Annotated in this window: 1 pseudogene; it reads right to left on the bottom strand. The window is 72.1% G+C overall.

Going from position 1 to position 15,311, the window contains the following annotated elements:
• Positions 1-17: 17 nt before the first annotated feature.
• Positions 18-15,176: pseudogene (locus LV79_RS10075) on the bottom strand (type I polyketide synthase); the annotation flags it as partial.
• Positions 15,177-15,311: the final 135 nt, after the last annotated feature.

Genomic DNA, 15,311 nt, shown 5'->3' with positions numbered 1-15,311 from the left:
GCGCCATGACCGTCCTCTCAGGACTTCTCGAACTCGCTGTCGAGCAGGTCGAAGATCTGGTCCGCCGACGCCGCCGCCAGGTCCTCGGTCTCCGCCCTGGTCTCCCACCTGCTGGCGAGCGCCCGCAGCCGGGCCGCGACCCGCTCCCGGTCAGCGGTCTGCTCGACCCCGCCGAGCGTCAGCTCCAACCTGGTCAGCTCCGCCAGCACCTCGTCGGTCGCCGACGCCGGGGCCAGTTCGCCGCGCAGGAACTCCGCCACGGCACCCGCCGACGGGTGGTCGAACACCAGCGTCGCGGGCAGTCGCAGCGCGGTCGCGGCGGCGAGCCGGTTGCGCAGTTCGACGCCGGTGAGCGAGTCGAGCCCCAGGTCCAGGAATCCCCGGTCCGGTGCCACCGCTGACGCGTCCGGGTAGCCGAGCACCGCCGCCACCTGACCGCGAACCAGGTCGAGCAGGATCCGGCCGCGTTCGGCGTCCGACGCGGCGTCCAGCCTCGCTCGCACATCCGCACCGGCTCGGATATCCGTCCGCACCAAGGCTCGCAACACCGCAGGCACTGAGCCGCGACCCCGCAGCGCTCCCGGGCTGAACACCATCGGCACCAACGCCGACTCGGTCATACCCGACGCCGCCGAGAACAGCGCCATGCCGTCCTCAGTGGACAGCTGACCCAAGCCGGACCGCATGACCCGTCGGACGTCGGCCTCGGTCAGGTCCCCGGTCATCCCGGTCCGCTCGGCCCACGGCCCCCACGCCAGCGACACGCCCGGCAGCCCCTGGGCCCGGCGGTGCTGGGCTAGGGCATCGAGGAACACGTTGGCGGCGGCGTAGTTGGCCTGGCCCGCGCCACCGAACACCCCGGCCGCAGAAGAGAACAGGACGAACGCCGACAGGTCGGAGGTCAGTTCGTGCAGATTGACCGCACCCTTGACCTTGGGCGCCAGCACAGTCGCGACCCGCTCCGGCGTGAGTGCGGTCAGCACGCCGTCGTCGAGCACCGCAGCCGTGTGCACGACAGCGTTCACGTTGTGTTCGGCGAGCAACGCGACCACGGCGTCCCGGTCGGCCACATCGCAGGCCACCAGGGTGACATTCGCGCCGAGGCCGGTCAGTTCAGCGACGAGGTCGCCAGCGCCCGCCGCGCTCGGCCCGGACCTGCTCGTCAAGAGCAGGTCCTGAACCCCATGCGCCACCACGAGGTGCCGTGCCAGCGCGGCGCCGAGCGTGCCGGTCGCCCCGGTGACCAGCACGGTCCCAGTCAGCCCGGTCTCGCCCGGCGTGATCGGCTGCCGGACCAGGCGAGGCGCGAACGCCTGCCCACCACGCACCGCGACCTGCGGCTCACCCGACGACACAGCGGCCGCGAGCAGCCCTGGCTCGTCAACGTCCACCAGCAGGAACCGGTCCGGGTGCTCAGACTGCGCTGACCGCACCAAGCCCCACACCGGGGCCGCGACCAGGTCCGACACATCCGACGTGACCGCGCCACGGGTGGCGATGACCAGCGGCACAGCGGCGACGCGCTCGTCGGAGATCCAGGCGCGCACCAACTCCAGCGCCCGGACCGTGGCCTGCTCGGCGGACTCGGCCAGCTCGCCGTCGCCGCCAGTGAACTGGGCGACCACGACGTCGGCCGCGAGGTTCTCCAACAGGTGGTCCAAATCCGCGTGCGTGCTTACCTCGTTGCCCGCGCCAGCCAGGGCAGCGCCAAGACCGAGATCGTCGGCGCCGAGCAGCGCCCACCGGGATGTCCCCGGGTCGGCGAGGGTGATCGGGGTCGACCAGTCGAGCAGGAACAGGGCGTCCACGATGGACCGACGCGCCGTCGACAGCTCAGCACCGATCGGACGAGCCAGCAACGACCGCACGTGCGCCACGGGGTTACCGCGCGAGTCTGTGACCTGCAGGTCAACACCGTCCGCGCTCTCGCTGATCCGGGCGAGCAGCGTCTTGTCGGCGGTCGACCGTAGAGTCACGCCGGACCAAGAGAACGGCAGTTCCGCAGGCCGGTCGGTGCCTTGGCGCAGCAGCCCGATGCCGTGCAGAGCCGCGTCGAGCAGCGCCGGGTGCACCGCGAACCCGGCCGACGGCACGTCCTCCGGCAACGTGACCTCGGCGAACACCTCTTTGTTGCCCCGCCACGCGGCCGTCAAGCCTTGGAACGCCGGGCCATAGCCGTATCCGAGGTCCGCGATCGACTCGTAGAAGCCCTCTAGCGCAACCGGCTCGCGGGTGTCAGACCAGGAGAAGTTCAGCGTCTGGGCTGCCCCGAGCAGACCAGACGCGTGCTTAGTCCACTCGATACTGTCCACACTGGAGTAGATCGCGATCGACCGGCGACTCTCGTCGTCCAGCGCACCCACCGCCACCTGCAACGACACAGCGTCCTGCTCGCCAAGTACCAGCGGGGTCCCCAGCGTCAACTCCACGACGTCCGGCGAGTCGACCCGGGCACCCGCGTGGGCAGCCAGCTCAACGAACGCCGTACCCGGCAACAGGATCGTCCCCAGGACGGTGTGATCCGCCAGCCAGGGGTGCGTACGCGGCGAGATGCGCCCGGTGAGCACAAGCCCATCGCCACCGGCCAGCGGAACGGCGGCGCCCAGTAGCGGGTGATCAGCGGATGCCAGCCCGGCAGCCGCGACGTCGCCCAGTCCGCCGGACACCAGCTCCAGCCAGTACCGCTGCCGTTGGAACGCGTAGGTCGGCAGCTCGATGGCCCGCACTGGGAGGTCGGCGAACGCGGCACCCAGGTCGACCGGCGCACCGTGGGCGTGCAGTTCGGTGGCGGACAGCAGGAACCGGGCCAGGTCGCCCTCGTCCCGGCGCAGGGTCCCCACGGCGACGACGTCGTCCACGGTCTCGCCGATAGCCGGGGTCAGCACCGGATGCGGGCTGACCTCGACGAAGAACCGGTACCCCGAGGCGGCCAGCTCGCGGGTCGCGGACTCGAACTCCACGGTGTGCCGCAGGTTCCGGTACCAGTACTCGGCGTCCAAAGTGGTCGTGTCCAGCCACTCACCGGTCACGGTCGAGCGGAACGGCACGCGGGAGGACTGGGGTGTGATCCCGGCGAGCACCCGGCGCAGCTCGTCGGCGATCCGCTCGACCTGGGCCGAGTGGGACGCGTAGTCCACCGGGATCCGCTTGGCCCGAACGCCGTCCGCCTCGCAGTCGGCCAGGAACTGCTCGACCTCGCCAGCGACGACGACCGTGCCGGGCCCGTTGACCGCCGCGACCGAGACGGCGCCGTCGTAGCGGGCCAGCCGGTCACGGACGTCGACGGCGGGCAGCGACACCGACACCATGCCGCCGTGTCCGCTCAGCGCGACGATCGCCTTGCTGCGCCTTGTCACCACCAGCGCCGCGTCCGCGAGGCTCAACGCGCCTGCGACGTAGGCGGCCGCGATCTCGCCTTGCGAGTGCCCGACAACCGCGTCCGGCTCGACCCCGTGCGACCGCCACAGCGCCGCGAGCGAGGCCATCACCGCGAACAGCACCGGCTGCACCACGTCGACCCGTTCCAGGCCTTCGCCGGTGGTCAGGGCGTGCAACGGGTTCCAGTCGACGTGCTCGGCGATGGCGTCGGCGCAAGCGTGCAGCTCGGCGGCGAACACCTCGCTCGACCTCGCCAGCTCTGCCGCCATCCCGAGCCACTGGGACCCTTGACCTGGGAAGACGAACGCGACCTTGCCGTCACGCGCCTCCCCCCAGACCGCCGCGTCCAAACCGTCCAAAGCGGACACGGCTGTGTCGAGATCAGCGGCGACGAACGCGGCTCGGTGGTCGAACCGGGCCCGAGTGGTCGCCAGCGAGTACGCCACATCCGCGGCCGACGGCCGTTCCTCAAGCAGGTAGTCACGCAGCTTGGCGGCCTGATCACGCACAGCGGCAGGCGACCGGCCCGAGAGCACCCACGGCACCGGCGCGACGACCGCGGTGGGCTCCGGCTCATCGGCGACGTACTGCTCCAGCACCAGGTGCGCGTTCGTCCCGCTGCCGCCGAAGGACGACACGCCAGCCCGTCGGGCCCGGTCGACGGCGGGCCACGGCACGGTCTCGGCGGCGAGTTCGACCGCGCCCGCCGTCCAGTCCACGTGCGGTGTCGGCTCGTCGATGTGCAGGGTCTTCGGGATCACGCCGTGCCGCAGGGCCAGCACTGTCTTGATCACGCCTGCGACCCCGGACGCGGACTGGGTGTGCCCGATGTTCGACTTCACCGATCCCAGCAGCAGCGGGACGTCCCGGCCCTGGCCGTAGGTCGCGATCACCGCTTGGGCCTCGATCGGGTCACCCAGGGTGGTCCCGGTGCCGTGCGCCTCCACCACGTCCACATCGGACGGCGTCAGCCCCGCGTCGTCGAGCGCGGCCCGGATCACCCGCTGCTGCGACGGCCCGTTCGGCGCCGTCAAGCCGTTGGACGCGCCGTCCTGGTTGATCGCGCTCCCCCGCACGACGGCCAAGACGCGGTGCCCGTCCCGCAGTGCGTCAGACAGCCGCTGCACGAGGATCACGCCGACGCCCTCGCCCCAGCCGGTCCCGTCGGCGGCCGCCGAGAACGGCTTGCAGCGGCCGTCTGTGGCAAGTCCGCGTTGCCTGCTGAACTCCGTGAACGAGGTCGGTGACGGCAGCACCGCGACGCCACCGGCTACCGCGAGGTCGCACTCGCCCCGCCGCAACGCCTGCACCGCGAGGTGGATGGCGACCAAAGAGGACGAACACGCCGTATCGACCGTGACCGCCGGGCCTTCCAAGCCGAACGTGTACGACACGCGCCCGGACGCGGCGGCCGTTCCCGTGCCAGAGAGGAAGAAGCCCTCGGCGTCACTGCCAGGCGCGAGCGCACCGATGCCGTACCCGACGAAGGAGGTCCCGACGAACACGCCCGCCCGACTGCCGCGCCGGGTGGCCGGGTCGATGCCCGCGCGTTCGAACGCCTCCCAGGTGGCCTCCAGCAACATCCGCTGCTGCGGGTCGGTCGCGGTCGCCTCGCGCGGGCTGATGCCGAAGAACTCCGCGTCGAAGTGCCCGGCGTCGTGGACGAACCCGCCCTCCCGCACGTACGAGGTGCCGGGGTGGTCGGGATCCGGGTGGTAGAGGGCTTCGAGGTCCCAGCCCCGGTCGTCGGGGAAGCCGGTGATCGCGTCGGTACCCGCCATGACCAGGCGCCACAGGTCTTCGGGCGAGTCGACCCCACCCGGATAGCGGCAGCTCATGCCGATGATCGCGATGGGTTCGTCGGAGGCGCGGGCCGCGACGTGTGCGACGGCCTCCAGCCCGAGGACGTCGGCGAGCAGGTGACCGGCGAGGGCGCGCGGCGTCGGGTAGTCGAACACCAGGGTCGCCGGGAGCCGCCTGCCGGTCGCGGCGGTGAGCCGGTTGCGGACGTCGACGGCGGTGAGCGAGTCGAACCCGAGGTCCCGGAACGCCCGGTCCGGTTCGACCGTGGTGGCATCGGCATAGCCGAGCGCAGCCGCGGCCTGGGTGCGGACCAGGTCGAGCAGGAAGCCCGAGCGGTCGGCCTCAGGCAGGGCGGTGACCCTGTCCCGCAGGTCGTCGCTCTCGGCCGCGATCTCGTCCACTTCGGACTCGGGGATCTCGGCGATCAGCGGGCGCGAGCGGGCGGCGGTGTAGCCGGGGGCGAAGCGCGGCCAGTCGATGTCGGCGACGGTGAGGCAGGTGACGTCGGCGTCCATGGCCCGCTGAAGTGCGGCGATGGCGGAATCCGGGGCCATCGGACGGAGACCGCGTCGACCGAGCGCGGCGACAGCGGCGGCATCGGCCATACCTCCGTCTGCCCAGCCGCCCCAGGCGATCGACGTCGCCGGACGGCCGTGGGCGCGGCGGTGCTGAGCGAGAGCGTCGAGGTACGCGTTGCCTGCGGCGTAGGCGGCCTGACCTGCCCCGCCCCAGGTCGCGGCACCGGAGGAGAACAGGATGAACGCGTCCAGCTCACCCGCGAGTTCGTCGAGGTGCGCGGCGCCCGCGACCTTGGCGGCGGTGACTTCGGCCAACTCGTCCGCGGTGATGTCCGCGATCGGCGTGGACTGGGCGACACCGGCGGCGTGAATGATCGCGTTCGCCGGGTGCTCGGCCAAGAGCGCGGCGACGGCCTCGCGGTCGGCGACATCGCACGCGGCGACGACAACGCCCAGTTCATCGACCAGGTCACGCGCACCGGGGGCATCCAGGCCGCGGCGGCTGGTCAGGACGACCTTGTCGGCACCGTTGTCAACGAGCCAGCGAGCGACCCGAGCACCCAGTGCGCCCGTGCCACCGGTGACCAGAACAGTCCCCTGTGGACGCCATGACCGCGTGGCAGCAAGCGCGCCTGCGCGGACCATGCGGCGCCCGAACACGCCCCAGGGTCGGATGGCGACCTGGTCCTCGTCTCCGGCGAACACGGCCAACGCGCGGGCGATGGCGCGGTCGTCGACCTCGGCGGGGAGGTCGATCACCCCGCTGACCTGCCCGGGGCGCTCCAGGGTGCCGACCAGGCCGAGCCCCCAGGTCGTGGCCTGACCGGGGTCGCGCACCGGGTCGGTCCGGCCGATGGAGACAGCGCCGTTGGTGACCAACCACAGTGGACCTTCGGACTTGACGAGTTCCAACACCTGGTCCGGCGCGGTGCCCAAGTCCAGCAAGGACACCACACCGGCGAACGGGCCCCCAGCGGGCACGAACGGGAAGACCTGCGCCTCGCCACCAGCGGCGGTGATCGCGGCGGCGAACCGAGCTGCCAGCTCGTCCTGATCACCAGCGACGACAGCCCAGACGCCGTTCAACTCAACGGCCTTCGGGACGGTTACCTGCCGCCACACGACCTGGTACGACCACTCGGCCACTGTGGACTCTTCGTGAGCCTTGGCCCGCCAGGCGGCAAGGGCCGGGAGGCTGCTCGGGTCGATCCCCAGGGCATCGGCATCGCCGCGCTCGACGGCCGTCCAGAACTTGGCGTCATCGGCGGTCGACTCGGCGCCCTCAACAGCCTCCAGCCAGTACCGGTCACGCTGGAACGGGTAGGTGGGCAGCTCGACCCGGTATCCACTGTGGTCCCACGTCGGCTCGATCCCCCGCACGTGCGCCTCGGCCAGCGACACGCCGAACCGGTCCACGCCGCCCTCGTCGCGGCGCAGGGTGGCCAGCACGATCGGCTCGGGTGCACCGGAGTCATCCGCTGTCTCACCGATCCCGCTCGCCAGAACGGGGTGCGGGCTGCATTCGACGAACGTGCCGTGGCCGTCGTCGAGCAGGGCGCGGGTCGCGGCGGCGAACTGGACCGGGCGCCGCATGTTCGTGAACCAGTAGTGCGCGTCCAGGCCGGAGGTGTCGAGCCTGCCGCCGGTCACGGTCGAGTAGAACGGGATGTCCGACGGGCGCGGGGAGACCTGAGCGAGCACGGCCAGCGCCTCAGCACGAATGGTGTCGACGACCGGAGAGTGCCCGGCGCCGTTGATCCGGACCTTGCGGACGCGGACCTGCTCAGCCTCCAACTCGGCAACGAGTTCGTCCAGCTCGGCATGGGGTCCGGCCACTGCGGCGGAGCGCGCACCGTTGACGGCAGCGATGGTCAGCGCGCCGCCGAAGCGCTCCAAGCGGGCAGTGACCTCGTCGGGCGGAAGCGAGACGGCCGCCATCGCGCCCTGACCGACGAACCGCGTGAGCAGCTTGCTGCGCTCGGCGACGATCAGCGCGGCGTCGGCCAGAGTCAACGCCCCGGCGACGTGCGCGGCGGCGATCTCGCCCTGGGAGTGGCCAACCACCGCGTCCGGCTCGATGCCCCGGTCCCGCCACAGTGCGGCCAGCGACACCATCACCGCGAACAGCACCGGCTGGACCACGTCCAACCGGTCCAATGACGCCGCGCGGGGCTGGTTGAGCAACGCGGGCTCGACGGCGAAGTCGAGGTGCCGCTCCAGGGCAGCGGCGCATTCACGCACCGACTCGCGGAAGACGTCGGATTCGGCCATCAGCGCGTCCGCCATGCCCGGCCACTGGGAGCCCTGACCAGGGAAGACGAACACGGTCCGGCCGGTGCGACCCGCCAGGCCGCGCACGAGACCCGGCGCGGGAAGGTCGTCAGCAAGGGCCGCTACCTGAGCGGTGAAGTCAGGCCCTAAGAGGACAGCACGGTGCTCGAACCTGGACCGCTGGGCCAACGTGAACGCGATGTCTGCGGCGTCCGCGTCAAGCCCTTGGAGCTGGGTGGCTTGTGCGCGCAACCCAGCCGCGGATCGGGCGGACACCAGCCACGGGCCAGGTCGGCGCTGGACCTGGGCCGGTTCGGTGTCGGGAGCCTGCTCCAGGATGGTGTGGGCGTTGGTGCCGCTCATGCCGAACGACGACACCGCAGCGCGGCGCGGTCGACCGGTGGCAGGCCAGTCCTGTCGTTCAGTCAGCAGCCGAACGCCCTGGTCCCACGGCACGTGCGGGGTGGGTTCGTCGATGTGCAGCGACCGGGGCAGCACGCCGTGGCGCAGCGCCAGCACCATCTTGATCACCCCGGCGACCCCGGCGGCCGACTGGGTGTGGCCGATGTTGGTCTTCACCGAACCCAACAGCAGCGGGTGTTCCCGATCGCCGCCGTAGGTCGCGATGACCGCCTGGGCCTCGATCGGGTCGCCCAGCTCGGTGCCGGTCCCGTGCGCCTCCAGCGCGTCCACTTCGGACGGATCGAGGCCCGCGCCCGCCAGCGCCTGCTCGATGACCTTCCGCTGTGCCGGGCCGTTCGGGGCGGTGAGACCGTTGGACGCGCCGTCGGAGTTGACCGCCGAACCCCGGACCAGGGCCAGCACAGGGTGGTCGTGCTTGACCGCCTCGGAGAGCCGCTCGACGAGCAGCATCCCGACGCCCTCGCCCCAGCCCGTGCCGTCGGCGGACTTCGCGAACACCTTGCACCGGCCGTCAGCGGCGAGCGCCCCACCCTGGGCGGCGTCGACGAACATCCCGGGCGTGGTCATGATCGTGACGCCGCCCGCCAGGGCCATGTCGCACTCGCCGTTGCGCATGGCCTGGATGGCGAGGTGCAACGCGACGAGGCTGCTGGAGCACGCCGTGTCGACGGTGAGCGCCGGGCCTTCGAGGCCGAGCGCGTAGGCGAGCCTGCCGGAGATCACGCTGGTCGCGGCGCCGGTGAGCATGTGCGGGCGGGAGCCGTCGGGAATGTCGAACGGGCCGATGCCGTAGCCGGAGGTGGCGGTGCCGATGAACACGCCGGTGCGGCTGCCCTTGAGCTGGGTCGGATCGATGCCCGCGCGCTCGGCCGCCTCCCAACACGTCTCCAGCAGGAGACGCTGCTGCGGGTCCATGGCCAGGGCCTCGCGCGGGGAGATCGAGAAGAAGCCCGCGTCGAAGTCCGGCGCCTCGTGCAGGAAGCCGCCGACGAAGCCCTGGTCGGTCCAGCCCCGATCGCCGGGGATCGCGCCGATGGCATCAACCTCGTCGAACACGAGTTGCCACAACGCCTCGGGGGTGTTCGCGCCGCCGGGGAACCGGCAGGCCATGCCGACGATCGCGATGGGGTCGTCGGCGACCTGCTTGGTGGTCGTGCGCCCGGTGGTGGTGCGCGGGGCAGCAGCGGCGAGGAGTTCGCGCAGGTGATCGGCGACGGCGGCGGGCGTGGGGTGGTCGAAGACCAGGCTGGCCGGGAGCGGCTTGCCGATCTTGAGTGCCAGGGTGTTGCGGAGTTCGACGGCGGTGAGCGAGTCGAAGCCCAGGTCCTTGAACGGCCTGCGGGGGTCGATCGACGCGGCGGACGGGAACCCCAGCACGGCGGCGGTCTGGGCGCGGACCAGGTCGTCGAGCCGGGACGGGTCGACCCCGGCGGTCGCGGTCGGCCGGATGAGCGAGGTCAGCAGCGGCGGGACCGGTTTGCCGACCAGGGTCGGGCGGTCCAGGGCGACCGGGACGATGACCGGACCGGGCAGGGCGAGCGCACTGTCGAGAAGCGACAGACCACGGTGGACAGTCAGCGGCGGGTACCCGGACCGCGCGATCCTGGCGACCTCGGCGTCCCCGAGGGACCCCAGCATGCCGCCCTCGGTCGCCCAAGCGCCCCAGACCAGCGACAGGCCGGGCAAGCCAGCGGACTGGCGCGCGGTGGCGAGGGCGTCCAGGTAGGCGTTGGCGGCGGCGTAGTTGGCCTGGCCGGGACTGCCGAAGGTGCCCGCGATGGAGGAGAACAGGACGAAGACATCCGGGTCGGTCAGCTCGTGCAGGTATTGGGCCGCAAGCGCTTTCGGGGCGAGCACGGCATGCAGCCGGTCGGCAGTCAGCGACTCGACCAGGCCGTCGTCGAGCACGCCAGCGAGGTGGAACACTCCGGTGAGCTTCGGCAAGCTTGCGATCAACTCGCCCAGGGCCGCCCGGTCGGTGATGTCGCAGGCAACAGACGTGGCCCCATCGACAACCGCCGCGCCGGACCGGCTGACCAGGACAACGTTGCGCACGCTGCCGACGAGGTGCTGGGCCAACACCTGCCCGAGCGCACCGGTGCCGCCGGTGATCAGGACGGTGCCGTCCGGGTCGAGCGCGCGGGGCAGGGTGAGCACGACCTTGCCGGTGTGGCCGCCCTGGCCGACGAACCGGAACGCCTCGGCCGCGCGTCGGACGTCCCAGGTTCGGATCGGCGGCGGGGTGAGCTCACCGGCGGCGAACAGGGCCATCACCGCGCGCAAGATCTCGCCGATGCGGTCCGGTCCGGCCTCACCGAGGTCGAACGCGCGGTAGCCGGGGACGCCGGTGCGGACGTCGGTCTTGCCCATCTCGATGAACCGGCCGCCGGGGCGCAGCAGCCCGAGCGAGGCGTCGACGAACTCCCCGGCCAGGGCGTTGAGGACCACGTCGACCTGGGGGAACTTGTCGGCGAACGCGAGATCCCGCGACGACGAGAGGTGGTCGTCGGCGAGCCCGGTGGCGGGCCACTTGGCCGGGCTGGCGGTGCCGTAGACCTCGGCGCCGAGGTGGCGGGCGAGCTGAACGGCGGCCGTCCCGACCCCACCGGCGGCGGCGTGGACGAGGACGGACTCGCCCGCGCGGAGGTTCGCCAGGTCGACCAGGCCGTAGTAGGCGGTGGCGTAGACGACGGGGATCGCGGCGGCGGTGACGAACGACCAGTCGGCGGGGATGCCGACCAGGAGGCGCTCGTCGGTGATCGCCTCGGTGCCGATGGCGCCGGTGACCAGCCCGAACACCCGGTCACCCGGCTGGAACCCGGTCACCGCGGAGCCGACCTCGGTGACCACACCGGCGGTCTCGCCACCGAGGTCGACCTGGCCCGGGTACATGCCCAGGGCGTTGAGGACGTCCCGGAAGTTGAGCCCGGCGGCCCGGACGGCGACGCGGACCTCCCGCGCGTCCAGCGGGCGGGGATCGACGGGAGCGAGGACCAGGTTGTCCACGGTGCCGCGCTCGGTGATGTCCAGGCGCCACGGGCCATTCGGCGCGGCGAGCCCGGTGTCCACAGGGGACAATCGGGCGGCGAGGGCGGCGTCGGCGCGGATGGCGATCTGCGGTTCACCGGTGGCGAGCGCCTTGTCGGTGTCCTGGCCGTCGACGAGCACGATGCGGCCGGGGTGCTCGGACTGGGCGGACCGGACCAGACCCCAGATGGCCGCCTTGACCGGGTCCACGTCGTCGCCGGGAACGGCTCGGACGGCGTTGTCGGTGCGGACCACCAGCACGTCGCTGCCCGCGAGAGCCTTGTGCAGCTGGGGAAGCAGACCATCCACATCGGAGGCTTCGATCACCGTGTGCGGCGGGATCGGCTTGTCCGTGGCGACCGGCGACCAGGTGACGTCGTAGAGATCGGCGGCGTCGGCGCGCTGGGGGCGGGTGATGACCCGCTCGACCGCGACGACGAACTCGCCCGCCGGGGTGACCGCGACGACGCTGACGCCGCCACCCGGGGTCGGTGAGACGCGGGCGCGCAACTCGGACGCGCCGGACTTGCCGACGGTGACCCCGGCCCAGGTGAAGGGAATGCCCGCTTCCTGGTTGCCACCGCGCGCGGCGACGGCCTGGAGTGCGCCGTCGAGCAAGGCAGGGTGGACGAGGTAGCCGCGTTCGTCGGTGGCCAGGTCGACGTAGACGTCGTCGCCGCTGGTCCAGACCTCGCGGATGGCCTGGAAGGTCGGACCGTAGCCGAGCCCCGCGGCGGCGAGCCGGTCGTAGACGTGGGTGGGGTCGACTGGGTCGGCGTCCGGCGGCGGCCACGGGATGGGGTCGTGGTCGTGTGCATCGAGCGGTGCCAGGGTGCCGGTAGCGTGCCGGGTCCAAGCGCCGTCTCGTCTGGAGTGGACGGTCAGGTCGTGGCCGGTGACGGTGAGGCGGAGTTCGACCGGACCGGCGGCGGGGAGGACTAGCGGGGATTCCAGGACGAGTTCGGCGAGCGCGGGGGTGCCGAGGCGCGCACCGGCGTGCAGGGCCATCTCCACGTACGCGGTGCCAGGGAGGACGATCTGGCCGTTGATGACGTGGTCGGCGAGCCAGGGGTGGGTGGCCGCGTCGAGGCGGGCGGTGAACAGGTGGCTGTCCGGACCCGCGACCTCGCCGGTGAGCAGGGGGTGGCCGGTGGCACCGAAGGCGGCGGAGATGCCGGGGCGCGGCCAGTAGCGCTCGCGGGCGAAGGGGTAGGTGGGGAGTTCCACGACGGTGCCGCCGCCGAGCACGGCCCGCCAATCGACGGAGACCCCCGTGACGTGGAGTGCCGCCACGGCGCGGAGGAGGGTCTCGGGTTCGTCCCGTCCCGCGCGCAGGGTGGCGGTGCCGCCGACCATCGCGGACAGAACGCCGTCCGGCCCGAGTTCCACGTGGTGAGTGGCCTCAGCCCGTTCGACCGCTCCGGCGAACCGGACGGTCTCCCGGACCTGCCTGACCCAGTACTCCGGCGTGCTCGGGTCGCCCGTGGCGGTGTTGACCACCGGGATCGTCGGGCTGCCGAACGAGAGCCCGGCCACGACCTGCCGGAACTCGTCCAGCATGGGGTCCATCAGGTGGCTGTGGAACGCGTGGGACACCGCGAGCGCCTTCACCCGCCGTGATTGTTCACCAAACCTACGTTCCAACTGTTCAACAATCCTACGATCCCCCGATACTACAAGTGAACGATCGGCGTTCACTGCGGCGAGGTCGACGCCTGCCGGGAGGCCGTCGGGGAACTCGAGGGCCAGGTCAGGCTCGGAGATCTCGATGGCCAGCATGGCGCCGCCGGAGGGCAGGGCCTGCATGAGCTGGGCGCGGGCGGTGACGAGGGTGCAGGCGTCGGGGAGGGAGAGGATGCCAGCGACGTGGGCGGCGGCTACCTCACCGATGGAGTGGCCGATCAAGACGTCGGATCGGACGCCCCAGGACTCCAGCAGGCGGAACAGGGCGACTTCGAGGGCGAACAGGCCCACCTGCGCGTTGGCGGTCTGCTCCAGGGCCTCCGCCGAGTCCAGCGTGAAGCCGGGCAACAACGCCAAGACCTCGTCATACGCGGCAGCGAACGCCGGGAAGACCCGTAGTCCCTGCCCCATGCCCAGCCGCTGCGACCCCTGCCCGGTGAACAGGAACGCCACCTTCCCCGGTGTCACCTCACCGCGCACCACAGCAGGCGAGTCAACGCCCGCCGCCAGCATTCGCAAGCCCTCGGCCCCGAACGCGACCGCGCGCCGGTCAAGGCTCGTTCGCGTCGTCGCCAAGGACCACGCGACATCACCCAGGTCTGCTTCGACGTCCTGGAGCCGCGCACCCAGCTCGCACAACGCCGCGTCAGAGCGGGCCGACACCACCAACGGTGTCCCACCGAACCGACCCGCTTCGGCAGGCGAGGAGGCCGTCGGCGCAGGGGCCTCCTCCACGATCACGTGCGCGTTGGTGCCGCTCACCCCGAACGCCGACACACCCGCGCGGCGGACCCGGTCACCACGCGGCCACGGCTCGGCCGAGGTCAGCAGGGACACCGCGCCCGCGGACCAGTCGACCTGGTGGGACGGGGTGTCGACGTGCAGGGTGGCCGGGAGGGTCTCGTGGCGCAGGGACTCGATCACCTTGATCACGCCCGCGACACCCGCCGCCGCCTGGGTGTGGCCGATGTTGGACTTGATCGAGCCGAGCCGCAGCGGGGTCTCCCGACCCTGGCCGTAGGTGGCCAGCAGCGCCTGCGCCTCGATCGGGTCGCCGAGCACGGTCCCGGTGCCGTGCCCCTCCACAGCGTCCACATCGGACGGACCGAGGCCAGCGGCGGCGAGCGCGGAGAGGATCACGCGCTGCTGGGACGGCCCGTTCGGCGCGGTCAGCCCGTTGGACGCGCCGTCGGAGTTCACCGCCGAGCCGCGCAACAACGCCAACACCCGGTGGCCGTTGCGCTCCGCGTCGGACAGGCGTTCCAGGACCAGGACACCGACGCCCTCGGACCACCCGGTGCCGTCGGCGGCGTCGGCGAACGACTTGCAGCGGCCGTCCGCGGCGAGACCTCGCTGGCGGCTGAACTCGGTGAACACCCCGGCGGTCGCCATGACCGTCACGCCACCGGCCAGCGCGAGGGCGCTCTCACCGCTGCGCAGCGACTGGGCCGCCAGGTGCATCGCGACCAGCGACGACGAGCACGCCGTGTCGACCGTGACCGCCGGGCCCTCCAGGCCGAGCACGTAGGCGACCCGGCCCGAGGTCACCGCCGTCGCGCCGCCGGTCAGCAGGTAGCCCTCGGTGCCCTGCGGGTCGCCCACCAGCAGCGACAGGTAGCTCTGGTCGTTGGTGCCCGCGAACACCCCGGTCCGGCTGCCGCGCAACGACTCCGGGTCGATGCCCGCCCGCTCCAGCGCCTCCCAGGACGCGCGCAGCAACAGCCGCTGCTGCGGGTCCATGGCCAGGGCCTCGCGCGGGGAGATCCCGAAGAACGCCGGGTCGAACTCGGCCGCGTCCGCGACGAAGCCACCCGCGTCGACGTAGCTGGTGCCGGGGACGTCGGGGTCGTCGGCGATGCGGACGTCCCAGCCCCGGTCGTCGGGGAACGCGGTGATGCCGTCGGCGCCGGTGGCGACCAGGCGCCACAGGTCCTCCGGGGAGCGGACGCCGCCGGGGTAGTGGCAGGCCATGCCGACCACCGCGATCGGCTCGCGCGCGCCCTCCTCGACCTCGCGCAGCCGGGCCTTGGTCTGCCGCAGATCGGCCGTGACCAGTTTCAGGTAGTCGCGGAGGGTCTCTTTGTCTGCCATCTACCAGGACCTCTCGGGCGGCGCACGACCGGCTGCGGGCGCACGCGGAAACCGCCCGCGCGCATTTCCACCTCTCCGCGCGCCAACCATAAAGACGCCGGTCCGGACCGGACAACC

This window comes from Actinokineospora globicatena (genome assembly GCF_024171945.1).
Classification (GTDB): domain Bacteria; phylum Actinomycetota; class Actinomycetes; order Mycobacteriales; family Pseudonocardiaceae; genus Actinokineospora; species Actinokineospora globicatena.
This window is presented reverse-complemented; position numbering and strand designations above follow the sequence as displayed.